Origin of the sequence: Micromonospora sp. L5, from assembly GCF_000177655.2 — a bacterium.
Taxonomy (GTDB): Bacteria; Actinomycetota; Actinomycetes; order Mycobacteriales; family Micromonosporaceae; genus Micromonospora; species Micromonospora aurantiaca.
Genome location: NC_014815.1, coordinates 1,609,016 through 1,633,349 on the forward strand (window position 1 = coordinate 1,609,016; position 24,334 = coordinate 1,633,349).

A 24,334-nucleotide genomic window follows, 5' to 3' on the forward strand; every position below is an offset into this window, starting at 1 on the left:
GGGGAGTGGACGACGGACTGCGGGTCACCGATCGGCTCACGGTGCCCGCCGCCGAGCTGCGGGAACGGTTCTCCCGCTCGTCCGGGCCCGGCGGGCAGGGAGTCAACACCACCGACTCCCGGGTGGAGCTGAGCTTCGACCTGGGCGGCTCGCCGAGCGTGCCGGAGACGCTGCGGGAACGGGCGCTGGCCCGGCTCGCCGGCCGCCTGGTCGGTGGCGTGCTGACGGTCACCGCCAGCGAGCACCGCGCCCAGCTGGCCAACCGGGAGGCGGCCCGCGAGCGGATGGCCGCGCTGCTGCGCGAGGCCGTCGCCCCGCCGCCGAAGACGCGCCGGCCGACCCGCCCCTCCCGTGGCGCCAAGGAGCGTCGCCTGGCCGAGAAGAAGCGTCAGTCGCAGCGCAAACGCGACCGCCGGGTGGACGGCGACTGACCGAAAACCTGTTGAGCCGCCGAGCGCGCCGCCCGGAGAATTCCGCCACGTGATCGACTTCTCCGTCAAGCCCACGCTCACCGGCGAGCGGGTGGTGCTGCGCCCGTTCCACGACGACGACCTGCCGGCGCTCGCCGAGATCCTGGCCGACCCGGAGGTGGCCCGGCTGACCGGCAGCCCGGCCGGCGAGGCGTTCGAGCCGTCCCGCCTGCGGGCCTGGTACGGCACCCGCAACAGCCAGGACGACCGGCTCGACCTCGCGGTGGTGGACCGGGCGAGCGGCACCTGCGTCGGCGAGGTGGTCCTCAACGAGTGGGACCGGGCCAACGCGAGCTGCAACTTCCGCACGCTGATCGGCCCCGGCGGCCGCGACCGCGGCCTCGGCACCGAGGCGGTCCGGCTCGTCGTCGGGTACGGCTTCGAGCAACTCGGCCTGCACCGCATCGGCCTGGAGGTGTTCGCGTTCAACCCGCGTGCCCGGCGTGCCTACGAGAAGGTGGGCTTCGTCGCCGAGGGGACGCTGCGGCAGGTGCTGCGCGACGGCGACGACTGGGTGGACGCCACTGTCATGTCGATCCTCGCCCCGGAGTGGAACCGGCATCGGGGGCACCCGGAGGGTTGAGTCGGAGGCGTCGAAGCGCTTCAATGCGTACGGGAGCTTCAGGGCCGTCACCGACCACCACGTCACAGTGACAGGAGTCCCTTCCGCATGTCCCGTAACCCCCTGCGCGCCGCGCTGACCGCGCTCGCCGCGCTGCTACCGGTCCTCGCCCTCGGCCTCGCCCTCACCGCCACCACACCCCCGGCCGCCGCGGCGGCCACCCCGGTCCGCGTCATGCCGCTCGGCGACTCCATCACCGGGTCGCCCGGCTGCTGGCGGGCGCTGCTCTGGAACCGCCTCCAGTCCACCGGCCACACCGACGTCGACTTCGTCGGCACGCTCGGGCCGCAGGGCTGCGGCGTGCCGTACGACGGCGACAACGAGGGGCACGGCGGCTACCTCGCGACGAACGTGGCCAACCAGAACCTGCTGCCCGGCTGGCTGTCCGCCACCCGCCCGGACGTCGTGCTCATGCACTTCGGCACCAACGACGTGTGGAGCAACATCGCGCCCGCCACGATCCTGGCCGCGTACTCGAAGCTGGTGGACCAGATGCGGGCCGCCAACCCGGCCATGACCGTGCTGGTCGCGAAGATCATCCCGATGAACCCGGCGAGCTGTCCCGAGTGCGGCCAGCGGACGGTGGCGCTCAACTCGCTGATCGACGGCTGGGCGGCCGGGAAGACCACAGCCGCGTCGCCGATCGTGGTGGTCGACCAGTGGACCGGGTTCAGCACCGCCACCGACACGTACGACGGCGTGCACCCGAACGCCGCAGGCGACCAGAAGATGTCCGACAGGTGGTACCCGGCGCTGGTCGCCGCGCTGGGCCGCACCACGCCCGGCCCGACCACGTCCCCGACCGTCAGCCCCACGCCGTCGCCCACGACCAGCCCGACGCCCACGACCAGCCCGACGCCCACGACCAGCCCGACGCCCACGGCCAGCCCGACGCCCACGGCCGGCGGCTGCACCGCCACCTGGCGGGTCGCCGGTCAGTGGCCGGGCGGCTTCCAGGGGGAGGTGACGGTCCGCAACGGCGGCGCCGCGCCGATCGCCGGCTGGACCGTGCGCTTCCCGCTCTCCGCCGGCCAGCGGATCAGCCAGGCGTGGAGCGCGGACGTGACGCAGAGCGGAACCACAGTGACCGCCCGGAACGCGAGCTGGAACGGCGCCCTGGCCCCTGCCGCCCAGACCACGTTCGGGTTCCTGGCCGACGGTGCCGTCCCGAGCCTGGCGCCGGCAGTGACCTGCGCCGCGAACTGACCCCCGCGCCGGCCGGCCCCGCGCTCAGCGGTGGTCGGCCGGCACGGCCCGGTCCAGTGCGGCCAGCAGCCGGGCGCGCAACCCGGCGGCCCGCTCGGCGAACCCGCGCTGGGCGGTGGCGTACTCGGCCCGGCCCTCCGGCGTCTCCACCCGCACCGGCGGGTAGCCCAGGTCGGCCAGGTCGTACGGGCTGGCCCGCATGTCCAGCGTGCGGATCTCCCGGGCCAGCGCGAAGCAGTCCGCCACCAGCTCCGACGGCACCAGCGGCGACAGCTTGTACGCCCACTTGTAGAGATCCATGTTGGCGTGCAGGCAGCCCGGCTGCTCCAGCGCGTGCTGACCCTCCCGGGTCGGCTGGAGCACGTTCAGCGGCCGGGCCGGAGCGGTGAAGAACCGGAACGCGTCGAAGTGGCTGCACCGCACGCCGCGTTCCTCGACCACAGCCGCCGTCGCCGCCGGGCTCAGCCGCAGCGGCCAGGCGTTGTGCCGTACCTGCTCCTGGGTCTGCCGGTAGACCATCGCCCACTCGTGCATGCCGAAGCACCCGAACTGCGCGGGGCGTCCGGCGGTGGCGGCGAGCAGCGTACGGATCCAGGTGATCGACTCGGCGCGCCGCTCGCGTACCCGATCGGTGTCGAGGGTGAGCCCGGCGGCGCCCGCCGTGTAGTCCGGGCCGAAACCGGCCGGGTCGGCGTCGCGCAGCACCACGCCCGCGCCCGGGTGCCAGCGGCGCAACTGCGCCGGGCGGTGCGAGTAGTAGGTGAACAGGAAGTCCTCCACCGGGTGCTTCACCCCGGTGCGGCGGCGCTCCAGGTGTGGCGTCAGCCAGGCGTCCACCCGCGCCTCGTGGGCGTGCCGGCGCGCCTGCCAGTCGGCCAGGTCGAGCGCGGGGGCGAGGGCGGCGGTCACACACCCCAGGGTACGACCGCCGCCCGTGCCCGGATCACGCCACGTCCACCCGCACGCCCGCCGAGAAGACGCCGCTGCGCAGCTCCAGCCGTTTCGGCGGCTCGTCGCCGCGCATGGTGAACACCAGCGGCAGCAGCACCCGCCGCCCGGCGGCCACCGGCTGGGAGAAGACGTCCCGGCCGAGGTTCGCCACCCGGGTCGCGTCCTCGTCGGCTGCCACCCAGTTGCCGCTGGGCAGGTACGCCCGCTGCAACTGCCCGTGCCAGGTCTGGTCCTCGGTCGTGAGGTTGCGCACCCCGACCGTGGCCAGGCACGGCCGACCGCCGCCGGGCGCCGGTGGCAGGACGTCGGCGCCGCAGCTCAGCCGGTAGACGGTGAACTCGAACGCGGTCTCGCGCAGCGGCTGGCCCAGCGCGCCGGTGACGCTGCTGCCCACCCACGCGCCGCTCGTCGGCTGCTTCGTGGTGTCCATCGCGGCCACCCGCTGCGTGGCCGACCAGGCCGCCGCGCCCACCACACCGGCCAGCACGGCCGCCGCCACGCCGACCACGAGCCAGACCGGCGGCCTTCGGCGGCGGCTCGCGGGCGACGGCACGGCCGTACGCGGGTAGACCGTGCCGCGCTCGGCCGGCCCGCCGGTCGCGCCTGGGACCGGTCCGCCTTGGCCCGGTCCGCTTTGGCCCGGTCCGCCTTGTACCGGCGTGCCGTGGCCCGGTCCGCCCTGGCCCGGTCCGGCTCCGCCGGGCACACCGCTTCCGGGAGCGCCGGTGTGCACGGTGCCGCCCGCGGGCGTACCGGTGGGCGTCGCGCCGCCTCCGGGGGCGCCCGTTCCGCCGCGGGCCATGCTGCCCGGTGCGGCGCTTCCCGCCGCGGTGCGCCGGCGGCGGCGCCACACCGCCCACCACACCACACCGGCGGTGACCACCAGCAGCGCCGTGAACGCGGCGAGCAGCACCGGCGGCCGCCGCCAGGCCGGGGCGGCGGTGACCTGCGCCGCCGGGGCCGTCGCGGCGCCCACCCAGGTCGCCGTGGCGCAGTCGAACGGGCGTGTGCCGTCCGAGCCGTAGACGCAGGTGGGTGCCGTCACCGAGCGGCCCGGACCGGGGACCGACAGCGCGGTGTGCAGCGTGGTGGTGCTCTTCGCCGGCAGCCGCAGCCGCCAGGTCACCTCACCGGCGCTCATCCCGGCCGGACGGCTGGTCCGCCCACCGCCGGTCACCGTGGTGGCCCGCGAGCCGTTCGGCAGTTCCTGCCGGACCATGGTGTCGACGGGTGCCGTGCCGGCGTTGCGGACCTCGATCCGGTAACCCGGCGCCGGGGTGCCCGCCGCGCCCACCGCCACGCTGACCGGGGGCATCGACGGCCGGACCGGGGCCGGGCCGGTGGTCGGCACCGCCGGGGGCACCGCCGGCACGCCGGTCGGGATCGGGGTGGCCGCGGCACCGGGGATGACAGCCGGTGGTGGGGCCGGATGGGCGGGGGCGGCGGCCGCGCGGGGCGTCGCCGGGGACAGCGCCGGTACGGCGGCGATGACGCCGAGGCAGTTCACGAACACTGCCAGGGCCCTGTGGTGTCGTCTCGATGCAGGCATACCAACGAACCTCCGGACCCGAAGCTATGGTCCGGGGCCCGCCGGGCGGGTACGAAGCCGCCATTCCCGCCCTGTCCGGCGCGATCGCGCGTACCCTGTCCGGCTCCTGGCGGTCCGGTGCCGCCGCCGGCCGGCGAGGGTGTGGTGCGCGACCGCCGGGGCGTGCCGCCTGCCGGTGTCCGCCGGGCGGCCCGCGGGCGGGGATAGATTGGCCGGGTGCGTATCGCTCGTTTCGCTCATGCCAAGGGAATGTCGTTCGGGGTCGTCGAGGGCGAGCCGGAGGCCGGGCCGCAGGGCCTGACCATCGCCGAGATCGAGGGCCACCCGTTCGGGCAGATCCAGTTCTCCGGCGCCCGCTGGGCGCTCTCCGACGTCCGGCTGCTGTCGCCGATCCTGCCCAGCAAGGTGGTGTGTGTCGGCCGTAACTACGCCGAGCACGCCGCCGAGCACGGCAGCGAGGTGCCGAAGGAGCCGCTGCTCTTCCTCAAGCCGTCCACCTCGGTGATCGGCCCGCGCGACGCCATCCGGCTGCCGATCTTCTCCAAGCAGGTCGAGCACGAGGCGGAACTCGCCGTGGTGATCGGCGCCCCGGGCGCCCGCCGGGCCGACCGGGCCGCCGCCGAGCGGGCCATCTTCGGCTACACCTGCGCCAACGACGTCACCGCGCGGGACCTCCAGCGCTCCGACGGGCAGTGGACCCGCGCCAAGGGCTTCGACTCGTTCTGCCCGATCGGGCCGTGGATCACCACCGGGCTCGACGTCAGCGACCTGGAGATCCGGTGTGAGGTGGGCCGCAACCCGGAGGAGATGGAGGTGCGCCAGCTCGGCCGGACCAAGGACATGGTGTTCGACGTACCGGGCCTGGTGTCGTACATCTCGCACGTGATGACGCTGCTGCCCGGCGACGTGGTGCTGACCGGCACGCCGGCGGGGGTTAGTCCGCTCACCGAGGGGGATACGGTCACCGTGCGGATCCAGGGGATCGGGGAGCTGAGCAACCCGGTGGTCCCCGTCGCCTGATTCGCTCCGATGCCTCGTTTCCGCTGGTCAGGTGGGTTTCGAGGGGTTGGATTTGGCCTGTCGGCACCGGGAGGGTAAAGTTCATTCCCGGCGCCGCAAGGGGCCAATGGGGTATGGGGTAATTGGCAGCCCGACTGATTCTGGTTCAGTTAGTCTAGGTTCGAGTCCTGGTACCCCAGCGCAACCGAGGTTTCGCGAGAACCCTCGGACGCTGGATTCCGGCAGCTCACGCTGACGGAGTGCAATGAAGGTTCTGGCCCCGTCGTCTAGCGGCCCAGGACGCCGCCCTCTCAAGGCGGTAGCGCCGGTTCGAATCCGGTCGGGGCTACAGCACCGACAGCCCGCCCCGTTTCCGGGGCGGGCTTTCTGCTGTCCGGCCCACGTGCGCAGGGGGTGACCCCCGGCGGTGGTGCCGGACGGGATGCCGCTAGACTACTGCCACACCGCCCGGCAGGGTGGTGAAGCAGGAAAAGTGCCTGGCCCCGTCGTCTAGCGGCCCAGGACGCCGCCCTCTCAAGGCGGTAGCGCCGGTTCGAATCCGGTCGGGGCTACATCCACGAACGGCCCGTCTCGCAACGCGAGGCGGGCCGTTCGTCATCCCCGCCCCCTCCCACCCCTCCCGGCCCCCTCCCTACCCCCCGCCCTGCCGCGTTGATCATGAAGTTAGCGGCAGTCAGGGAGATCGAAAATGCCGCCAACTTCATGATCAACGCGAGGGGGGCTAGGGCGAGAGGGTGGGGGTCAGAGGCCGGAGAGGCGCTGGCCGGCTCGGACGACGGCCATGGCGTGGCGTTCGCCGGGGCGGCGGCCGAGGCGCTCGATCGGGCCGGAGATGCTGATCGCGGCGATCACCCGCCCGGTGCGGTCCCGGATCGGCGCCGAGACGCTCGCCACACCCGCCTCCCGCTCGGCGACGCTCTGCGCCCAGCCGCGCCGCCGCACCTCGGCCAGCGTGCGGCCGGTGAACTTGGAGCGGGGGAGCAGCGGCATGACCGCCTCCGGTGGCTCCCAGGCGAGCAGGATCTGCGCCGCCGAGCCGGCCGTCATCGGCAGCACCGAGCCGACCGGGACGGTGTCCCGCAGGCCGCTGGCGCGCTCGGCGGCGGCCACACAGATCCGCTCGTCGGCGCGGCGCAGGTAGAGCTGGGCGCTTTCGCCGGTGGCGTCCCGTAGCGCGGCGAGCAGCGGCTCGGCGGCGGTCAGGAGCACGTCCGGGGCCGCGTTGGCCAGCTCGCCCAGGCGTGGACCCGGGCGCCAGCGCCCCTGGGTGTCCCGGACGAGCATCCGGTGGATCTCCAGCGCCTGTGCCAGCCGGTGCGCGGTGGCCCGGGGCAGCTTGGTGCGTTCAACGAGTTCGGCCAGGCTGGCGCCGTCGACACAGGCGGCCAGGATGACCACCGCCTTGTCGAGAACGCCGACACCGCTCATACTGTGTCCCACAAGCCGAAATTTACCTCCCAGAATTTAGGATGTCCAGATGGTGGGAGTCACTCAACCGAGGACCCTGGCCGAGAAGGTCTGGGACGCACACGTGGTCCGCTCCGCCGCCGGCGAGCCGGACCTGCTCTTCATCGACCTGCACCTGCTGCACGAGGTGACCAGCCCGCAGGCGTTCGACGGGCTGCGTCTGGCCGGGCGCGGGGTGCGCCGTACCGACCTGACGATCGCGACCGAGGACCACAACACCCCGACCGGGTACGACGACCCGGCGTTCCGTTCCCGGCGCGGCGACCTGCTCACGATCGCGGACCCCACCTCCCGCACCCAGATCGAGACGCTGCGCCGCAACTGCGCCGAGTTCGGTGTCCGCCTGCACCCGCTGGGCGACGAGAACCAGGGCATCGTGCACGTCATCGGCCCGCAGCTCGGCCTCACCCAGCCCGGCATGACGATCGTGTGCGGCGACTCGCACACCGCCACCCACGGCGCGTTCGGGGCGCTGGCGTTCGGCATCGGCACCAGTGAGGTCGAACACGTGCTGGCCACGCAGACGCTGCCGCAGGCCCGCCCGAAGACCATGGCCGTGAACGTCGTCGGCGAGCTGGCGCCCGGCGTCACCGCCAAGGACCTGGTGCTCGCGCTGATCGCGCAAGTCGGCACCGGCGGCGGGCGCGGTCACATCGTCGAGTACCGGGGCGAGGCGATCCGCGACCTCTCGATGGAGGGCCGGATGACGATCGCGAACATGTCCATCGAGTGGGGCGCCAAGGCCGGCATGATCGCGCCGGACGAGACCACGTTCGCGTACCTGAAGGGGCGGCCGAACGCGCCCCGGGGCGACGACTGGGACGCGGCGCTGGAGTACTGGCGGACGCTGCCCACCGACGAGGGCGCGACCTTCGACACCGAGGTCACGCTCGACGCGAGCCGGATCACGCCGTTCGTCACCTGGGGCACCAACCCCGGGCAGGGCGTGCCGCTGGGCGCGACCGTGCCGGACCCGGAGGACTTCGTCACCGAGCCGGAGCGGGTCGCCGCCCGCCGCGCGCTGGAGTACATGGACCTCACCCCGGGCACCCCGATGCGCGACCTCGCCGTGGACGTGGTGTTCGTCGGCTCCTGCACCAACGGCCGCCTGGAGGACCTGCGGGCCGCCGCCGAGGTGCTGCGCGGGCATCGGGTCGCCGACGGCGTACGCATGCTCGTGGTCCCCGGCTCCGCCGCGGTCCGCGAGGCGGCCGAGATCGAAGGGCTGGACAAGGTCTTCACCGACGCCGGCGCCGAGTGGCGCTTCGCCGGCTGCTCCATGTGCCTGGGCATGAACCCGGACACGCTGAAGCCGGGCGAGCGCTCCGCCTCGACCTCCAACCGCAACTTCGAGGGCCGCCAGGGCCGGGGTGGGCGTACCCACCTGGTGTCCCCGCCGGTCGCCGCCGCCACCGCCGTGGTCGGCCGGCTGGCCGCCCCCGCCGACCTGTAGAAGGGCAGCCGACATGGACAAGTTCACCACCCACACCGGCACGGCCGTGCCGCTGCGCCGATCCAACGTGGACACCGACCAGATCATCCCCGCCGTGTACCTCAAGCGGGTGACCCGGACCGGATTCGCCGACGGTCTGTTCAACGCGTGGCGGGAGGACCCGTCATTCGTCCTCAACGATCCCGCCCATTCGGGTGCGTCGATTCTGATCGCCGGCCCCGAGTTCGGCACCGGATCCTCCCGGGAGCACGCCGTCTGGGCGCTGCGGGACTGGGGCTTCCGGGCCGTCATCTCGCCTCGCTTCGGCGACATCTTCCGCGGCAACGCGCTCAAGGAAGGTCTCCTTCCGGTCGAGCTGGAATTGAAAGCCGTGGAAGAACTGTGGGATCTCGTGGAATCCGAGCCGACCACGCCGATCACTGTCGACCTGGCCGCCCGTCAGGTCCACGCCGGTGACGCCACCTGGGCGTTCCCGCTGGACGACCACAGCCGTTGGCGGCTGATGGAGGGCTTGGACGACATTGGACTCACCCTCCGGCACGAGGCCGAGATCAGCGCGTACGAGGCCGCCCGGCCGGCGTTCCTGCCCTCGATCGCCTGATCTCCAGCGCTATTCGCCCCCACCGGTGCATCCGCTGGGGGCGAATCCGTTGCGACACAAGGGCTTTTTTCCACCGAATGTTTGTGTCCAGGCAGCACAGGGCATACCGTGCGCGCAGAATGGCTCGCGTCGAGTCAGTTGCACAATCGGGAGGAAGTCGTGAACAAGGCCGAGCTCATCGAGGCGCTCGCCGTTCGCCTGGGGGACCGGAAGACGGCGACGGCCGCGCTCGACGCGGTTCTCGCTGAGGTCCAGGCGGCGGTCACCAAGGGCGAGAAGGTGGCGATCACCGGTTTCGGAGCGTTCGAGAAGCGCGTCCGGGGAGCCCGAACAGCGCGCAATCCGCGGACCGGCGAGGCGGTGAAGGTCAAGAAGACCTCCGTCCCGACGTTCCGGGCGGGCGCGGGCTTCAAGGAGATGGTGGCCAGCGGCAAGGTGCCCAAGGACACCGCCGCCGCGAAGAAGACCACCGGTGCCGCCAAGGCCACCGGAGGCCGGACCACCGCCGCCGCCAAGAAGACCACGGCGGCGAAGGCCACCAAGGCCACCAAGACCACCGCGACCAAGAAGGCCGCGCCGGCGAAGAAGGCCGCCGCGACCAAGACCACGGCGGCGAAGAAGACGACCGCGGCGAAGTCCACCGCGGCGAAGAAGACCACCACCGCCAAGAAGACGACCGCGGCGAAGTCCACCGCGGCGAAGAAGACCACGGCGGCGAAGAAGGCGCCCGCGAAGAAGGCGCCGGCCAAGAAGGCCGCCACCCGGCGCTGACCGGACGGCCCACGAAAGGGCGCCCACCGTTCGCGGTGGGCGCCCTTTCGCATGGGTACGCGTTGACCGCCCGCCGTCGCGCCCCGCAGAATCGCCGTGCCGAAAACCCCCGTCGGTCACGAGAAGAGGCGCCCCGTGCGGCACCGTCACCTCTCCACCCTCACGCTCGCCCTCGGTATCGCGGTCCTGCTGGACGTGCTGCGGGTCTGGCTCCCGTCGGTCATCACCCTGTTCGGCCGGGCCGCCGAGACGCCCGCCGAACTGCTCGGCGCGTTCGCGCTGGGCTGGTTCCTGCTCGCGCTCGCCGCACCCACGCTCGTACGCCGCGTCGGCGCCGCCCCGGTCGGACTCGTCGCCGCCGGTGTGCTGGCGGTGGCCCGGCTGGCGCTCACCGCGCAACCCGGCGGCCCGGCCCAGCTCTGGCTGGCCTGCGCCGGACTGTTCGCCGGCCTGGTCTGGCTCGCCGCCGTCGCCGCGTCCGTGCCCCGCCCGGTCGCCGGGCTGGCGCTCGGCCTGGCCGGGAACGCGGTCGGGCACGCCCTGCTCGGCACCGAGGATCTGGTGTGGCGCGGCGGCGTGCTCGCCTGGAGCCTGAGCGCCCTGCTGGTGCTGGCGTTCCTGGTCGCCTCGGCGGCGGTACGGCGGGAGCGGGCCGGCGCCCGGGAACGCGGCGACGCGGCACGGACGGCCGCCCCGGCGACGGATGCGGCGGACGGCGACGCCGGGCGGCGCGTGCCGACCCCGGGCCGCCGGGCCTGGTTGCTGTGCGGGCCGACACTGCTGCTGGCCGGGCAGGTGGCGCTCGCCCCGGCGCTCTGGAGCGCCGCCGCCGGCACCGGATCGCCCGACTTCCCCGGCCTCGTCCGCCCCGGAAACGGTGCCCTGCCGGGTGCGCTCGCGGTGCTGCTGTTCCTCGCGGCGGCGTCGTTCCGGGCACCGGCGCGCGTGGCGCGGGTGCTGTGGCCGCTCGCGCTGCTCGCCGGGTCGGTGCTGTTCGTGACCGGGCTGCTCGTGCCGGCGTACCTGCTCACCGCCGCCGGTCTCGGCGGCTGCCTGGCCCTCACCGACACGACCGACGACGGGCCCGCGGCCGCCGACGGGCGAGGCGCCGCGGAGCCCGGGGCCGCCGCCACGGACGAACGAGGCGCCGACGGCGGGCGGGCGGGGGCGCGGCGCGGGCGGGCGGCGGTGCTCGGCATGCTGGTGTTCGCGGTGGCCACGGTGGCCTACTACGCCGCCTACGACCTGGGGTACCCCAACGGCTGGGCGCCGGTCGCCACGGCCGTCCTGGTGGCTCTGGTGGCGGCTACGGCACCTCTCCGCCCCGGGCCGACGCCGTCCGGTGCGGCATCAGCCGGCCCGGCGCTGCCCGCAACGGTCCGGGTCGCGGCCCTGGCCGGGCTCACCGCGCTGGCCGGGCTCGCCGCCGCGCTGCACGTGCCGCCCGCGCAGGCCCGGGCCACCACGACACCGGCGGCGGTACGGGTGGCCGCGTACAACATCCGGATGGGATTCGGCCTGGACGGGCGGCTGGACGTGGACGCGGTGGCCCGGGAGCTGCGCGGCGCGGACGTGGTGCTGCTCAGCGAGGTCGACCGGGGCTGGTGGCTCAACGGCGGCCACGACACGCTGGCGTTGGTGGCCGGGCGGCTGGGGATGCCGTACGTCTTCGCGCCCGCCGCCGACCCGGTCTGGGGCGACGCGGTGCTCAGCCGTTTCCCGATGCGTTCCGGGCAGACCCGGCGGCTGACCGCACACGGCGCGCCGACCGGGGCGCAGGCACTCGGCGTCACGCTCGACCTCGGCGGCCGGGAACTGGCGGTGGTCGCCACGCACCTGCAACCGCCGCCCGGCCGGGATCCGGTCGAGCAGGCGGGGGAGGTGGCCGCGTTCGCCGGCCGGTACGCGAACGGCCGTCCACTGGTGCTCGGCGGTGACCTGAACACCGAGCCGGACGACCCGGCGTTCGCCGAGTTCACCCGTGCGGGCCTGGTGGACGCGCTGGCTGCGGCCCGGCCGCTGCGGACCAGCCCGGCCGACGAGCCGCGCACCCAGATCGACCACGTCTTCGTGTCGCCGGGCCTGACCGCCGGCGAGGTACGCGCGCCGCGCACCGAGGCCAGCGACCACCTCCCGGTGACGCTCACCGTCACGCTGCCCTGAGCGGCCGCCGCAAGAACCGCGGCCGGCCTCACAACCGGTCGGGAAGGACCAACCGGTCACCGGCGAACGGCAGCAGCCAGCCGCCGCCCTTGGCGGTGGTGAAGTCCTCGTCCACGCGGCCGGTGAGCCGTTCCAGCGCGCCCGGGATCACCTTGCCCTGGCTGCACACCGCTACCGTCCCGACGGCCTGCGCCAGCGCGGTCAGCCGGGCCGCGGCGGCGAGCGCGCACTCCTCGACCTGCTGGCCCGGCACCGGCTCGTCGAAGTCGCCGCAGACCTCGATCGGCAGGTCCAGCCGGGCCGCCGCCGGGTCCAGCGTCTGCACGCAGCGGCGGGCCGAGGCGGAGAACAGGCGGGCCGGGCGGACCAGCGCCACCAGCGGGACCAGCAGACGTGCCTGCGCCCACCCCTGCTCGTCCAGCGGGCGGCCGTGGTCGGGGCCGGTCCAGGTGCCGCGCTTGCCGGCGTGCGCGTGCCGGACCAGCAGCACCGTCGCGGTGACCGGCGGCAGCGCCGCGAACGCGGCGATCACCTCGGCGTCGTGCGGGTAGCTGACCCGGCGTACCGCGTCGTCGACCGGGAACCAGGCCACGTCGTCGACCTCGGTGCCGGGCTGGAAACCGCCGGTGCCGGCCGCCCGCATGGACCAGTAGTCGACCGCCTTGGCGAGACCCTCGCTGCGGTAGCGGACGGTGGGCAGGCGTACCTGCGGCACGGCGCGTACGTCGCTCTCCTCGGCCACCTCGCGGACGGCTGCCACGAGCGGGTGCTCACCGCGGTCCAGCTTGCCCTTCGGCAGCGACCAGTCGCCGTACCGGGGACGGTGCACCAGGCAGACCTCGACGCCGGCCGGACCCGGGCGCCACACCACGCCGCCCGCGGCCCGGATCCGCACCGGTTCGTCGTCGCTCACCCGCTCACCGTATGCCCGCCCGGCACGCGCCACGGCCCGGTCAGTCCGCCCGCCCGCCGACCCGGCGCAGCAACAGATCCTGGAGGTGGGTCAGCGGCACGTCGCCGTCGGCGGTACGCCGGTGCCAGGTGCCGTCGGCGGCCAGCTCGAACGCGTCCACGTCGGGATCGAACGCGGCGGCGAGGACGTGGTCCAGTTCGGCCCGGGCCACCGGGTCGCTCACCTGCACCAGCGCCTCCACCCGGCGGTCCAGGTTGCGGTGCATCAGGTCGGCCGAGCCCATCCAGAACTCGGCGTCGCCGTTGTTGCCGAACCGGAAGATCCGGGAGTGTTCCAGGAACCGGCCGAGGATCGAGCGGACCCGGATGTTCTCCGACAGGCCCGGCACGCCCGGCCGCAGCGTGCACATGCCGCGGATCAGCAGGTCCACGTGCACGCCGGCCCGCGACGCCCGGTAGAGCGCGTCGGTGATCTCCTCGTCCACCAGGGAGTTCACCTTGAACTGCACGAGCCCCGGCATGCCCAGCCGGACGTGTTCGATCTCCCGGTCGATGCGCTCGATCAGGCCGCTGCGGATGCCCTGCGGCGCCACCAGCAGCCGCCGGTACGCGGTCTGCCGGCTGTAGCCGGTGAGCACGTTGAACAGGTCGGTCAGGTCGGCGCCGATCTCCGGGTCGGCGGTGAGCATGCCGAAGTCCTCGTAGAGCCGGGCGGTCTTGGGGTGGTAGTTGCCGGTGCCGATGTGGCAGTAGCGGCGGATCTGGTTGCCCTCCTGGCGTACCACCAGCGCGGTCTTGCAGTGCGTCTTGAGCCCCACCAGGCCGTACACCACGTGACAGCCGGCCCGTTCCAGCGTGCGCGCCCAGCCGATGTTCGCCACCTCGTCGAAACGCGCCTTCAGCTCGACCAGCACCACCACCTGCTTGCCGGCGGCGGCCGCGTCGACGAGCGCGTCGACGATCGGGGAGTCGCCGCTGGTGCGGTAGAGCGTCTGCTTGATGGCGAGCACGTTCGGGTCGGCTGCCGCCTGCTCGACGAAGCGCTGCACGCTCGTCGCGAACGAGTGGTACGGGTGGTGCACCAGCACGTCGCCGTCGCGCAGCGTGGCGAAGACGCTGCGCGGCACCTCACCCTCGGCCAGGCGCGGGTGGGTGGCCGGCACGAACGACGGGTCCTTGAGGTCGGGCCGGTCGGCCTCGCCGTAGACCTGCCAGAGCGCGGACAGGTCGAGCAGCCCGCGTACCCGCAGCACGTCGTGGCCGTCCATGTCCAGCTCGCGGACCAGCAGCTCCAGCATGTGGTCGGAGATGGAGGCGGCGACCTCCAGGCGTACCGGCGGGCCGAACCGGCGCCGGGCCAGCTCCCGTTCCAGCGCCTGGAGCAGGTCCTCGTCGCGGTCCTCGTCCACCTCCACCTCGGCGTTGCGGGTCACCCGGAACAGGTGGCACTCGACCACCTGCATGCCGGAGAACAGCTGGCCGAGGTGCACCGAGATGAGGTCCTCGACCGGCAGGAACCGCACGCCCGGCTGGTCGCGGTGGACCCGGACGAACCGGGGCACGTTGTTCGGCACCTTGACCCGTGCGAACAGCTCCGAGCCGCCGTCCGGGTCGCGTACCGACACGGCCAGGTTCAACGACCGGCCGGAGATGTACGGGAACGGGTGCGCCGGGTCGACCGCCAGCGGGGTGAGCACCGGGAAGATGTGCTCCCGGAACCAGGTGCGCAGCCGCTCCCGCTCGGCGTCGTCCAGGTCGCTCCAGCGCAGTATGCGGATGTCCTCGGCGGCGAGCTTCGGCAGCACGTCGTCGACCAGGCAGGCGGCGTGCCGGGCGACCAGGCCGGCCGCCTTGGAGGTGACGAGGTCGAGCTGGGTGCGCAGCGGCAGCCGGTCACCGCCGCGTACCGGCAGGCCGGCGGAGAGCCGCCGCTTCAGCCCGGCGACCCGGACCATGTAGAACTCGTCCAGGTTGCTGGCGAAGATGGCCAGGAACTTGGCCCGTTCCAGCAGCGGGGTGCGCGGGTCCTCGGCGAGCGCCAGCACCCGGGCGTTGAAGTCGAGCCAGGACAGCTCCCGGTTGAGGAAGCGGTCCTCCGGCAGCGGCGGCACGGCCGGCGACGCGGCGTCCGCTGCGGTCTCGTCGGCCGGGCCGGGGCCCTCCACCGGGTCGAGCGGTTCGTCCAGCCCGGCCGCGCCGGCCGCGTCCGGATCGGCGCCGAGGCGCTCCTCCGGGGGCCGGGGCTGGCGGAACCGCCCGTCCGGGCCGCGGGTGGGGCGGCCGTTGCGGGGCGTGCCGGGGTCGAGGATCGGCGGCGGGCCGTCGGGTTGCTCGCGAGGGGTGCTCACCACCTCATGATTCCCCGATAAGGGTGAACGGAAAATGAACTCGGGCCAGGTTGTTCACGCCATCGTCGGCAAGGTCACCCGGACCACCTCGCCGTCGGCGTCCCGCTCGATCCGGACACGCTGCCCCAACCGGAGCAGTCGCAGCCCGGAGGCGTCGAACGCGCGGGCCGGGAACGCCAGCTCGGTGCCGTCGTCGAGCAGCAGCACACCGCTGCGGGTCGACGCGTCGTAGGTCGCCACCGTCCCCTGCATGCCAGCACCGTACTCCACCGCCGCGGCGACCCGGGCCAGCAGCGCGGCCGTGCGCGGCCCCACGCCCAGCCCGGCGGCGTCGGCCAGGTCCGCCGGGGTGTCCACGTCCCGGCGCAGGCTGGGCCACTCCCCGGCGAGCGGCAGCGCCCCGCTCGCCGCGTGCGCCGCGGCCGAGCCGGGCCCGAACCGCGGCGCCAGCGGCGTCCCGGCCGGCGCGGCGAGCAGCACGGTGCCTCCGCCCGGGGCATCAGCCACGAACCCGCGTACCCCCTGGGTGGCCCGCAGCGCGGCGGCCAGGTCGGCCGGTCGCAGCGCCGGCAGGTCGGCGGTCAGGCCGGCCACGGCGGCGCACGGCCCGGCGACGGCCGCGCCGTGCCGCAACGCCGCGTTCAGCCCGCCGTCGGGGTCGCCGGCGACGCGGGCGCCCGCCGCGCCGGCCGCCGCGCTCACCCGCGGGTCGTCGGTGACCACGAGCACCCCGGCGACCGCCGGGCACGCCCGGACCGCGCGCAGCGTGTCGGCCGCCAGGGCGAGCGCCAGCTCCTCATGGGGTACGCCGGGCAGCGCGCCCCGCAGACGGCTCTTCGCCGCCGGAAGGCGCTTCACCGGCATCACCACGGTCCAGCGGGCCTCAGACACGCCGACCATCCTGCCAGCGAGGGCGGCGGTACCCGCACTGGCCGCAGCGGGGGCGAACAGGCATGATTCTGTGCCGGGGCGCGTGGGCGGATCGAGGAGGCACTGTGGCACGGCGGAGGCTGGGGGTCTGGCGACGGCTCGCCGTGGTGCTGGTGAAGCCGCTGATGACGGTCTGGACCCGGCGCACCTGGCGGGGCATGGAGCACCTGCGCGGCGACGGCGGCGTGATCCTCGTGCCGAACCACATCTCGCACGCCGACCCGCTCGTGGTCGCGCACTACATCTACGACGCCGGGCGCTGGCCGCGCTTCCTCGGCAAGGCCAGCGTGTTCCGGGTACCGGTGGTCGGCTGGATCCTGCACCGCTGCCAGCAGATCCCGGTCGAGCGGGGCACCGTCGAGGCGGTCAAGTCGCTGGACAAGCTCGTCGCCGCGCTGGCCGAGGGCGGCGCCGTGGTGATCTACCCGGAGGGCACCACCACCCGGGAGCCGGACCTGTGGCCGATGAAGGGCAAGACCGGCGCGGCCCGTCTGGCGCTGGCCACCGGCGCCCCGGTGGTCCCGATCGCCATGGTCGGCCCGGAACGGATGTTCGACCCGCGTACGGCCCGGTTCGGGCTGCGCCCGCGTACCCCGGTGACGGTGATCGCCGGTCCGCCGGTGGACCTGAGCCGCTGGGCCGGCGCCACGCCGACCCGGCCGATCCTGGAGGAGATGACGGACACCATCATGCTGCGCATCCGGGATCTGGTCGCGGAGATCCGCGGCGGCACACCACCGCCGCTCTGGCAGCGGCCCGCCCGCACCGGCACCCGGGAGGTCACCGAATGAGCGGGCACGTCGCCGTGCTGGGCGCCGGTTCCTGGGGGACCGCGTTCGCCAAGATCCTCGCCGACGCCGGGCGGGACGTCACGGTCCTGGCCCGCCGGGCCGCCGTGGCCGAGGCGATCCGGACCGGGCGGCACAACCCGGAGTACCTGCCGGGCGTACGCCTGCCCGAGCGGGTGACCGCCACCGGTGACGCCGCCGAGGCGATCGAGGGGGCCGAGGTGGTGGTGCTCTCGGTGCCCTCGCAGACGCTGCGCGGCAACCTCGCCGACTGGACGCCGTACCTGGCGCCGGACGCCACGCTGGTGTCGCTGATGAAGGGCATCGAGCTGGGCACCACCAAGCGGATGAGCCAGGTGATCACGGAGACCGCCGGGGTGCCCGCCGACCGGGTGGTGGTCGTCTCCGGGCCCAACCTGGCCCCGGAGATCGCCGCCGAGCAGCCGGCCGCCACTGTCGTCGCGGGCACCGAGAGCCGCCGTACCGCGCTGGTGCAGGCGTCCATCCGGACGCCGTACTTCCGCCCGTACACGAACGACGACGTGATCGGCTGCGAGCTGGGCGGCGCGGTGAAGAACGTGATCGCGCTGGCGTACGGCATCGCCACCGCAATGGGCTTCGGCGACAACACCCGGGCCATGCTGATGACCCGCGGCCTGGCCGAGACCGCCCGGCTGGGGGTGGCGCTCGGCGCCGACCCGATCACGTTCGCCGGGCTGGCCGGCATGGGTGACCTGGTCGCCTCCTGCTCGTCGCCGATGGCCCGCAACCGCACCTTCGGCGAGCACCTGGGCCGGGGGGAGACGCTGGAACAGGCCCAGGCGGCCACCCGGCAGACCGCCGAGGGCGTCAAGAGCTGCCTGGCCATCCGCGACCTGGCCCGGGCGCACGGCGTCGAGATGCCGATCACCGAGCAGATCGAGCGGATCTGCCACGAGGGGATGGATCCGCGCCTGGCGGTGGACGCGCTGATGAGCCGTACCGCCAAGCCCGAGTCGTACGAGTGAGCGGAGCCGGGATGACCGACGAGCACTGGGGTGACGGCACGCGCAGCGTGCACGCCGGCCTGCCGGACGCGGCACCCGGCCAGCCGTTCCTGCCCGGCCCGGTCTTCGCCGCGCCGTACCACCTGGACCCGGAGCGCGGCCCGTCGGCGGCGGTGGACGGGTACGGACGGCCCGACAACCCCACCCGGCGGCTGCTGGAGACGGCGATCGGCGAGCTGGAGGGCGGCGACTGCCGGGTCTTCGCCAGCGGCCAGGCCGCCATCACCGGGCTGCTGCTGACAGTGCTGCGCCCCGGCGACACGGTGCTGCTGCCCGCCGACGGCTACTTCTCGGTGCGCTCGTTCGCCTCGGACACGCTGGAACAGCTCGGCGTACGTGTGGTGCTCGTGCCGACGGCCGGGCCGTACCCGTCGTTCGACGGTGTACGGCTGGTGCTGCTGGAGACCCCGGCGAACCCCGGCCTGGACGTCGCCGACGTTCCGGCGGTGGCCGCCGCCGCACGCGCCGCCGGTGCGCTGGTGGCGGTGGACAACACCACCGCCACGCCGCTCGGGCAGCGCCCGCTGGACCTCGGCGCGAACGTGGTGGTCGCCTCGGGCACCAAGGCGCTGACCGGCCACTCGGACCTGCTGCTGGGCTACCTGGCCACCCGGGACGCCGGGCTGCGCGACGCGGCGACCGCCTGGCGCAACGCCACCGGCGGGGTGCCGGGCGCGTTCGACTGCTGGCTCGCTCACCGCTCGCTGGCCACGCTCGACCTGCGGCTGGCCCGGCAGACCGCGAACGCGCGGGCGCTGGCCGACCTGCTCGCGGCACGCCCGGACGTCACCGGTGTGCGCTGGCCCGGCCGGCCGGACGACCCGGCGTACCCGGTCGCGTCGGTCCAGATGCGGCGCGTACCGGGCGTGCTCTCGTTCGACCTGGGCGACGAGCGCCGGGTGGCCCGGTTCCTCGGCGCCTCCCGGCTGGTGGCCGCCGCCACCTCGTTCGGCGGGCTGCACACCACGGCCGACCGGCGCGCTCAGTGGGGCGATGACACGACGCCGGGCTTCGTGCGGTTCTCCTGCGGCATCGAGGACACCGACGACCTGCTCGCCGACGTGACGGCGGCGCTCGACGCGGCGGGCTGACGGCGTGACGGCCACTGGGCTAAGGTGACGGGCAGCCACGGCCCGTGCGGCCCCGACCCGAGGAGGTGAGTCCGATCCACCAGCAGAGGACCGGCGCTCCCTCCGAGTCCGCGTCGCTTCGGGGCTGAGGCGACGCCGGGGGCGCCGACGAGCGCTTCCCGAAAGGCTTGCCATGGCATCCACCGTGTTCACCCCCGACCGTCAGGCCCTCGTCCGGCGGCTGCGCGCCGCCGGTTGCGTCTTCGCCGAGGACGAGGCGGAACTGCTGATCGCCGCCGCCGACTCCGCGCAGTCGCTGACCCGGCTCGTCGACCGTCGCGTCGCCGGCCTGCCGCTGGAACACCTGCTCGGCTGGGCCGAGTTCTGCGGGAGGCGGATCGCTGTCCACCCGGGCGTCTTCGTGCCGCGCGGTCGTACCGCCCTGCTGGTCGACGCGGCGGCGGCGCTGGCCGGGCCGGCACCGGTGGTGCTCGACCTGTGCTGCGGCTCCGGCGCCGCCGCCGTGGTGCTGCACGATCGGCTGACGCCCGGCTGGCTGGCCGCCGCCGACATCGACCCGGTGGCGGTGGCCTGCGCGCGGCGCAACCTCGAACCGCTCGGCGTTCCGGTCTACCAGGGCGACCTGTTCGACGCGCTGCCGGCCGGCCGCCGCGGAACGCTGGACCTGGTGGTGGCCAACGCGCCGTACGTGCCGACCGCCGCGGTGGCCTCGCTGCCGGCCGAGGCGCGCCTGTACGAGGCGCCGGTCGCACTGGACGGCGGCACGGACGGTCTGGCCGTGCTGCGCCGGGTCGCCTCCGGCGCGGCCGAGTGGCTCGCCCCGGGCGGGCACGTCGTGGTCGAGTCGAGCGTCGCGCAGGCCCCGGAGCTGTGCGCCGCGTTCACCGCCGTCGGGCTGGAGCCGACGGTGGTCCGCGACGAGGAGCGGGAGGCCACAGCGGTCACCGCCCGCCGCCCCGGCTGACCGCGGCGGGGGAGTACTCGCGGTGACGTGGCGGGTGGGCCGGGCGGGAACTAGCCTCGGGTCAGGCGCGGCGGGAGGCGGTGGCGGTGGGCAGCGCAGGTGTGCCGGTGGTGGTGGGGCTGGACAACGGGGGCACGAGCGACAACGCCACAGTGCTGACCGTCGACGGCCGGTTCCTGGTGGACGGGCTGCTGGAGATCCCGAGCGAGGTCGGCGCCGGGCCGGAGGCGGCCGTGGAGGCGCTCGCGCGGGCGTTCGACGGCGTGCTGGCGCACACCGGCGTACCGCGTGACCTGGTCCGCGCCGTCGGGCTGGACACGCCCGGCCCGGCCAGCGCCACCGGCGTGATCTCGTCCCGCGGCTCGACGAACTTCTCCCAGCCCGCCTGGCGGGGCTTCGACGTGCGCACCGCCCTGGAACGGCGGCTGGGCCTGCCCGTGGTGTACGCCAACGACGGCAACGCCGCCGCCCTCTACGCCCACCACGTGCACTTCGGCACCGAGGCGATGGCCCGGTCGTCGGTGTCCGCGATCGTCGGCACCGGGCTCGGCGGCGGCGTGGTGGAGTCCGGCCGGGTGGTCGGCGGCGCGGCCGGCATGGCCGGCGAGTTCGGGCACGTGCACATCCCGCTGGACGGACTGGTGGAGCCGGACCAGGCGGCGCCGGTCTGCGCCTGCGGCTTCACCGGGGACGCGGAGAGCGTCGCCTCGCTCACCGCGATCCGGCGCAACCTGCTGCCGTACTGGCTGGCCCGGCACCCGGAGCATCCGCTCGCGGCGGAGGAGCCGGACCGGGCGGCGAAGCTGCTGCGCGGCTACGGCGAACGCGGCGACCCGCTGGCCCGCCTGGTGTTCACCCAGCAGGCCAAGGCGCTGGGCCGGCTGTTCACCATCGCGGCGAACTTCACCGACCCGCACGCCTACTTCGTCGGCGGGGGTGTGGTGGAGGCGGCGCCGGAGTTCCGGGACTGGTTCCTCGCCGCGGTCGCCGAGCACACGGTGCTCCGGGAGGAGCAGCGGGCGGTGGCCACCTTCGCGCTGGTGCCGGACCGGGACATGGCCGGCGCGCGCGGGGTGGCCATCGCGGCGCTGGAGGCGGTGCGCGGCATCGTCACCGCCGCCGCCCCACTCGGCTGACGCCGCCGCCTGACGGGCCGCTCAGCCGGTCAGGCGTGCGGCGGTGCCGCGGTGAACGCGGCCCAGGCGTGCGGCGGGAACACCAGCACCGGGCCGGACGGGTCCTTCGAGTCGCGGACCGCCACCGCGCCGGTCAGCGGCGCCATCTCCACGCACGCGCCCTCGTCGCCGCTGTGGCTGCTCTTGCGCCAGCGGGCCGGTGTGGGGGTCGTGCGGTTCGTGCCGTTCATCTGGTCACCTCTCGTTCAGCAGGCGGAGGAGCTGGTCCCGACTGGCCGCCGGGCTCAGCGCCACGGTCCGCAGGTGCTCCATGATCTTGGCGCAGGTTCGCAGGTCACCCGGCCGGTCGAGGACCATCTGCCCGGCGACTGTCTCCACCGAGGCGATGATCGGGTCCTCCGGGTCGGCGAACTCCAGGATGTGCAGCGATCCCCGGGTGCCCCTGTGGTAGCCGGCGGCCAGCGGGATCACCTGCACCGTGACGTTCGGCAGCTCGGCCATCTTCAGCAGGTGCTGGAGCTGGCCGGACATGACCGAGCGGTCACCGACCGGGCGCAGCAGCGCGCCCTCGTCGATGATGGCGTCGAGGATCGGCGGCTCGGCGCCGGAGAGCCGCTGCTGGCGGTCCAGCCGTAGCTGGACCCGCTGCTCCACCTGCTCGTCGGTGAGCGTGTGCGGCCCGCCGCGCATCACCCCGCGGATGTAGTCGGCGGTCTGGAGCAGACCGGGCACCACCGACGGTTCGAAGTTCGCGATGCCGGTGGCCTCGGCCTCCAGCGCGATGAAGTCGATGGTGCGCTGGTCCAGCAGGTACGAATAGGACACCCACCAGCCCGGCTTGCGGGCGTCCTTCGCCAGCTGCACCGCCGCGGCGATGTCGGCCGGGCCCACGCCGTAGCTGGTGAGCAGCGCGCGCACGGTGGCGGGACTGACGAGCGTCTGCGCGTTCTCGTAACGGGACAGCGTGCTCCGGGTGCTGTTGATCTCGTCGGCCGCGGCCTCCAGGGTGAGGCCGGCGGCCTCCCGGTGGGTCCGCAGGGCGATGCCGAGCCGTCGGGCCCGGGCGGTCTTCGGCGCCATGCATCGATAGTCGCACATCCCGTGGGAACGTGGGCATGAGAGAAAGTCGATGAGAGTTGCATTCACGCCGGTGAACCTGTCAATGTGTGACGGCGTCCTCACCGCCGGTTGTCGTGGCGACGGTGGCGGTGAGCGACCGGAGGGGATGGGGCGCGCGGTGGTCGGATTTTTCACTCCCCCACGATCCGACCGCCGCGTGCCCCTGCCGGTCCACGAGACGGGAGGGGTTCCGCGGTGACCAGGTTCCTCGTGGTCCTGACCGACGTGCGTCCACCGGACGGTGCCCGCCGTGACGAACGGACCAGCCCGGAACGCCGCCGTCAGGTGGTCGGCGCGAGCAGCCGCGAGGCGGCCGACCGGATCGCCGGCGCGTTCATGGCGCTGGGCATGGTGCGGGCCGGCCGGCAGCGGGTGAAGGTCATCGCGGTGGGCCGCCGGCCCCGGCACCCGGCCTTCTGACGCGCACCGTTCCGTTACTCCCTGTATAGGTCTCCTTGACCGTTTGCCACGCGACTCCGCGTCTCCCCGGGTAACGACCACCGCTTGCGGCAACGCACAGTAAGGTCAGTCGGGTGAGCGCCACCGGCGAGCACGGCCAGCCGCAGTCGCGAACGATGAGGTGACCATGACCACCCCAGGCAAGACCCGTGTGGCGATCGTCTTCGGCGGCCGCAGCCCCGAGCACGGCATCTCCTGCGTCAGCGCCGGCAGCGTGCTGGCCGCGCTCGACCCGGACGAGTTCGAGGTGGTCCCGGTCGGCATCACCCGGCAGGGCCAGTGGGTGCTCGCCAGCGGCGACCCGAGCGGGCTCGCCATCGCCGACCGCAAGCTGCCCGAGATCACCGCCGGCTCCGGCGCCGAGCTGGTGCTGCGCGCCGATCCCGCCGTCGGTGGCCTGATGGTGCTCGACCCGGCCCAGGGGCCGGTCGCGCTGGCCGACGTGGACGTGGTCTTCCCGGTGCTGCACGGCGCGTACGGGGAGGACGGCACGATCCAGGGCATGCTGGAGATGGCCGACATCCCCTACGTCGGCGCGAACGTCTTCGCCTCCGCCGCGGCCATGGACAAGGAGTTCACCAAGAAGCTCTGCGCCGCCGAGGGCATCCCGGTCGGCCCGTACGCGGTGCTGCGCGCCGGGATGTCGCTGAGCGACGAGGACAAGGAGCGCCTCGGGCTGCCCGTCTTCGTCAAGCCGTCCCGGGCCGGCTCCTCGTTCGGCATCACCAAGGTCGACGACTGGGCGGACCTGGACGCCGCGCTCGTCACCGCCCGCGAGATCGACAGCAAGGTGCTCGTCGAAGGCGCCGTGGTCGGCCGCGAGATCGAGTGCGGCGTGCTGGAGGGCGAGGCCGGCGGCGCGCCGGAGGCCTCCGTGCTGGCCGAGGTGCGGATGATCGGCGACCGCGACTGGTACGACTTCGAGGCCAAGTACATCTTCGCCGACGAGGTCTGCGAGTACGACGTACCCGCCGACCTGCCCGAGCCGGTGGCCCGGCAGGTGCGCGACTACGCCACCCGGGCCTTCACCGCGCTCGACTGCTCCGGGCTGGCCCGGGTCGACTTCTTCGTGACCCCGCAGATGGACGTCTACCTCAACGAGATCAACACGATGCCGGGCTTCACCCCGACGTCGATGTTCCCGCGGATGTGGTCGGCCAGCGGGCTGGAGTACCCGAAGCTGGTCAACCGGCTGATCCGTACCGCCCTGCACCGCCGCGCCGGCCGCTGACCGCCCGTAGCGCCCCGCCGGCCGCTGGGCCGGCCGG

The 24,334-nt window shown here is 74.2% G+C and carries 23 protein-coding genes, 3 tRNA genes and 1 pseudogene; 18 read left to right on the forward strand and 9 right to left on the reverse strand.

Going from position 1 to position 24,334, the window contains the following annotated elements:
* Window positions 1-5: 5 nt before the first annotated feature.
* The 3 genes from arfB to ML5_RS07880 all read left to right on the forward strand — a co-directional run bounded on the left by arfB (window position 6) and on the right by ML5_RS07880 (window position 2,298).
* Window positions 6-431: an alternative ribosome rescue aminoacyl-tRNA hydrolase ArfB gene (gene arfB / locus ML5_RS07870; RefSeq protein WP_013284523.1), complete on the forward strand. Its 426-nt coding sequence runs from the start codon at window positions 6-8 to the stop codon at window positions 429-431.
* Between the two features lie 49 nt (window positions 432-480).
* On the forward strand, window positions 481-1,053 hold the full coding sequence (locus ML5_RS07875) for a GNAT family N-acetyltransferase (protein ID WP_013474328.1): 573 nt from the start codon (window positions 481-483) through the stop codon (window positions 1,051-1,053).
* An 87-nt stretch (window positions 1,054-1,140) separates the two neighbouring features.
* Window positions 1,141-2,298 (forward strand): cellulose binding domain-containing protein, encoded by a 1,158-nt coding sequence (locus tag ML5_RS07880; RefSeq protein WP_013474329.1) that lies wholly within the window; start codon window positions 1,141-1,143, stop codon window positions 2,296-2,298.
* A 24-nt stretch (window positions 2,299-2,322) separates the two neighbouring features.
* Here the strand turns inward: ML5_RS07880 and ML5_RS07885 are convergent, their stop codons facing one another.
* Together ML5_RS07885 and ML5_RS07890 are read right to left on the reverse strand one after the other, a co-directional pair.
* A complete protein-coding gene (locus ML5_RS07885; protein ID WP_013474330.1) occupies window positions 2,323-3,207 on the reverse strand; it encodes a hypothetical protein in 885 nt (294 codons plus the stop codon).
* Between the two features lie 34 nt (window positions 3,208-3,241).
* Window positions 3,242-4,798, reverse strand: a complete 1,557-nt coding sequence (locus ML5_RS07890) for a hypothetical protein (RefSeq protein ID WP_013474331.1) — start codon at window positions 4,796-4,798, stop codon at window positions 3,242-3,244.
* A 216-nt stretch (window positions 4,799-5,014) separates the two neighbouring features.
* Between ML5_RS07890 and ML5_RS07895 the strand changes: the two genes are divergently transcribed.
* The 4 genes from ML5_RS07895 to ML5_RS07910 all read left to right on the forward strand — a co-directional run bounded on the left by ML5_RS07895 (window position 5,015) and on the right by ML5_RS07910 (window position 6,369).
* Window positions 5,015-5,818, forward strand: coding sequence for a fumarylacetoacetate hydrolase family protein (locus ML5_RS07895; protein ID WP_013284528.1), 804 nt, complete (start codon window positions 5,015-5,017; stop codon window positions 5,816-5,818).
* A gap of 107 nt (window positions 5,819-5,925) precedes the next feature.
* Window positions 5,926-5,997: transfer RNA gene (locus ML5_RS07900), tRNA-Gln, on the forward strand.
* A gap of 76 nt (window positions 5,998-6,073) precedes the next feature.
* Window positions 6,074-6,146, forward strand: a tRNA-Glu gene (locus ML5_RS07905).
* A 150-nt stretch (window positions 6,147-6,296) separates the two neighbouring features.
* Window positions 6,297-6,369 (forward strand) — tRNA-Glu (locus ML5_RS07910).
* A gap of 190 nt (window positions 6,370-6,559) precedes the next feature.
* Here ML5_RS07910 and ML5_RS07915 read toward each other — a convergent pair.
* On the reverse strand, window positions 6,560-7,246 hold the full coding sequence (locus ML5_RS07915) for an IclR family transcriptional regulator (RefSeq protein ID WP_013284529.1): 687 nt from the start codon (window positions 7,244-7,246) through the stop codon (window positions 6,560-6,562).
* 49 nt (window positions 7,247-7,295) lie between these two features.
* On the opposite strand from ML5_RS07915, the gene leuC reads away from it, so the two are divergent.
* The 4 genes from leuC (at window position 7,296) to ML5_RS07935 (ending at window position 12,273) form a co-directional block, all read left to right on the forward strand.
* Window positions 7,296-8,738, forward strand: a complete 1,443-nt coding sequence (gene leuC, locus ML5_RS07920) for a 3-isopropylmalate dehydratase large subunit (RefSeq protein WP_013474333.1) — start codon at window positions 7,296-7,298, stop codon at window positions 8,736-8,738.
* Window positions 8,739-8,751: 13 nt separating this feature from the next.
* Window positions 8,752-9,339: a 3-isopropylmalate dehydratase small subunit gene (gene leuD / locus ML5_RS07925; RefSeq protein ID WP_013284531.1), complete on the forward strand. Its 588-nt coding sequence runs from the start codon at window positions 8,752-8,754 to the stop codon at window positions 9,337-9,339.
* A 159-nt stretch (window positions 9,340-9,498) separates the two neighbouring features.
* Entirely contained in the window at window positions 9,499-10,110 is a 612-nt protein-coding gene (locus ML5_RS07930) for an HU family DNA-binding protein (RefSeq protein ID WP_013284532.1), read from the forward strand.
* Window positions 10,111-10,245: 135 nt separating this feature from the next.
* Complete coding sequence (locus ML5_RS07935; protein WP_013474334.1) at window positions 10,246-12,273, forward strand: endonuclease/exonuclease/phosphatase family protein; 2,028 nt, start codon at window positions 10,246-10,248, stop codon at window positions 12,271-12,273.
* A gap of 28 nt (window positions 12,274-12,301) precedes the next feature.
* Here the strand turns inward: ML5_RS07935 and ML5_RS07940 are convergent, their stop codons facing one another.
* The 4 genes and pseudogenes from ML5_RS07940 to cofC form a co-directional block, all read right to left on the reverse strand.
* On the reverse strand, window positions 12,302-13,219 hold the full coding sequence (locus ML5_RS07940; protein ID WP_013474335.1) for an NUDIX hydrolase: 918 nt from the start codon (window positions 13,217-13,219) through the stop codon (window positions 12,302-12,304).
* Window positions 13,220-13,226: 7 nt separating this feature from the next.
* The gene (locus ML5_RS07945; protein WP_369752111.1) at window positions 13,227-15,533 is read right to left on the reverse strand and encodes an RNA degradosome polyphosphate kinase; all 2,307 of its coding nucleotides are present in this window, start codon (window positions 15,531-15,533) and stop codon (window positions 13,227-13,229) included.
* 54 nt (window positions 15,534-15,587) lie between these two features.
* Window positions 15,588-15,785 carry a cold-shock protein gene (locus ML5_RS32735; protein ID WP_043330566.1) on the reverse strand — a complete coding sequence of 66 codons (198 nt, stop codon included), beginning with the start codon at window positions 15,783-15,785 and terminating at the stop codon, window positions 15,588-15,590.
* Between the two features lie 24 nt (window positions 15,786-15,809).
* Window positions 15,810-16,433: pseudogene (gene cofC, locus ML5_RS32740) on the reverse strand (2-phospho-L-lactate guanylyltransferase); the annotation flags it as partial.
* Window positions 16,434-16,528: 95 nt separating this feature from the next.
* Between cofC and ML5_RS07955 the strand changes: the two are divergent.
* The 5 genes from ML5_RS07955 to ML5_RS07975 all read left to right on the forward strand — a co-directional run bounded on the left by ML5_RS07955 (window position 16,529) and on the right by ML5_RS07975 (window position 21,488).
* The gene (locus ML5_RS07955) at window positions 16,529-17,254 is read left to right on the forward strand and encodes a 1-acyl-sn-glycerol-3-phosphate acyltransferase (protein ID WP_013474338.1); all 726 of its coding nucleotides are present in this window, start codon (window positions 16,529-16,531) and stop codon (window positions 17,252-17,254) included.
* On the forward strand, window positions 17,251-18,258 hold the full coding sequence (locus tag ML5_RS07960; protein ID WP_013474339.1) for an NAD(P)H-dependent glycerol-3-phosphate dehydrogenase: 1,008 nt from the start codon (window positions 17,251-17,253) through the stop codon (window positions 18,256-18,258). Before ML5_RS07955 ends, ML5_RS07960 begins: the two co-directional genes overlap by 4 nt.
* A gap of 11 nt (window positions 18,259-18,269) precedes the next feature.
* A complete protein-coding gene (locus ML5_RS07965) occupies window positions 18,270-19,388 on the forward strand; it encodes a cystathionine gamma-lyase (protein ID WP_013474340.1) in 1,119 nt (372 codons plus the stop codon).
* A 172-nt stretch (window positions 19,389-19,560) separates the two neighbouring features.
* Window positions 19,561-20,352, forward strand: coding sequence for a putative protein N(5)-glutamine methyltransferase (locus ML5_RS07970; RefSeq protein WP_013474341.1), 792 nt, complete (start codon window positions 19,561-19,563; stop codon window positions 20,350-20,352).
* Between the two features lie 86 nt (window positions 20,353-20,438).
* Window positions 20,439-21,488 (forward strand): ROK family protein, encoded by a 1,050-nt coding sequence (locus ML5_RS07975; RefSeq protein WP_013284541.1) that lies wholly within the window; start codon window positions 20,439-20,441, stop codon window positions 21,486-21,488.
* A gap of 29 nt (window positions 21,489-21,517) precedes the next feature.
* Here the strand turns inward: ML5_RS07975 and ML5_RS07980 are convergent, their stop codons facing one another.
* Complete coding sequence (locus ML5_RS07980) at window positions 21,518-21,718, reverse strand: DUF397 domain-containing protein (protein WP_013474342.1); 201 nt, start codon at window positions 21,716-21,718, stop codon at window positions 21,518-21,520.
* A gap of 4 nt (window positions 21,719-21,722) precedes the next feature.
* Entirely contained in the window at window positions 21,723-22,568 is an 846-nt protein-coding gene (locus tag ML5_RS07985; RefSeq protein WP_013474343.1) for a helix-turn-helix transcriptional regulator, read from the reverse strand.
* Window positions 22,569-22,802: 234 nt separating this feature from the next.
* Here ML5_RS07985 and ML5_RS07990 point away from each other — a divergent pair, with 234 nt between their 5' ends.
* The gene (locus tag ML5_RS07990; protein ID WP_013284544.1) at window positions 22,803-23,027 is read left to right on the forward strand and encodes a hypothetical protein; all 225 of its coding nucleotides are present in this window, start codon (window positions 22,803-22,805) and stop codon (window positions 23,025-23,027) included.
* Between the two features lie 166 nt (window positions 23,028-23,193).
* Window positions 23,194-24,297: a D-alanine--D-alanine ligase family protein gene (locus tag ML5_RS07995; protein ID WP_013284545.1), complete on the forward strand. Its 1,104-nt coding sequence runs from the start codon at window positions 23,194-23,196 to the stop codon at window positions 24,295-24,297.
* Window positions 24,298-24,334 lie beyond the last annotated feature (37 nt).

Coding starts and splice junctions, on each gene's coding strand:
- ML5_RS07880 (WP_013474329.1), top strand. CDS start 1,141: ATGTCCCGTAACCCCCTGCGCGCCGCGCTGACCGCGCTCGCCGCGCTG.
- ML5_RS07890 (WP_013474331.1), bottom strand. CDS start 4,798: ATGCCTGCATCGAGACGACACCACAGGGCCCTGGCAGTGTTCGTGAAC.
- ML5_RS07915 (WP_013284529.1), bottom strand. CDS start 7,246: ATGAGCGGTGTCGGCGTTCTCGACAAGGCGGTGGTCATCCTGGCCGCC.
- leuC (WP_013474333.1), top strand. CDS start 7,296: ATGGTGGGAGTCACTCAACCGAGGACCCTGGCCGAGAAGGTCTGGGAC.
- leuD (WP_013284531.1), top strand. CDS start 8,752: ATGGACAAGTTCACCACCCACACCGGCACGGCCGTGCCGCTGCGCCGA.
- ML5_RS32735 (WP_043330566.1), bottom strand. CDS start 15,785: ATGCAGGGGACGGTGGCGACCTACGACGCGTCGACCCGCAGCGGTGTG.
- ML5_RS07960 (WP_013474339.1), top strand. CDS start 17,251: ATGAGCGGGCACGTCGCCGTGCTGGGCGCCGGTTCCTGGGGGACCGCG.
- ML5_RS07965 (WP_013474340.1), top strand. CDS start 18,270: ATGACCGACGAGCACTGGGGTGACGGCACGCGCAGCGTGCACGCCGGC.
- ML5_RS07970 (WP_013474341.1), top strand. CDS start 19,561: ATGGCATCCACCGTGTTCACCCCCGACCGTCAGGCCCTCGTCCGGCGG.
- ML5_RS07980 (WP_013474342.1), bottom strand. CDS start 21,718: ATGAACGGCACGAACCGCACGACCCCCACACCGGCCCGCTGGCGCAAG.
- ML5_RS07985 (WP_013474343.1), bottom strand. CDS start 22,568: ATGGCGCCGAAGACCGCCCGGGCCCGACGGCTCGGCATCGCCCTGCGG.
- ML5_RS07995 (WP_013284545.1), top strand. CDS start 23,194: ATGACCACCCCAGGCAAGACCCGTGTGGCGATCGTCTTCGGCGGCCGC.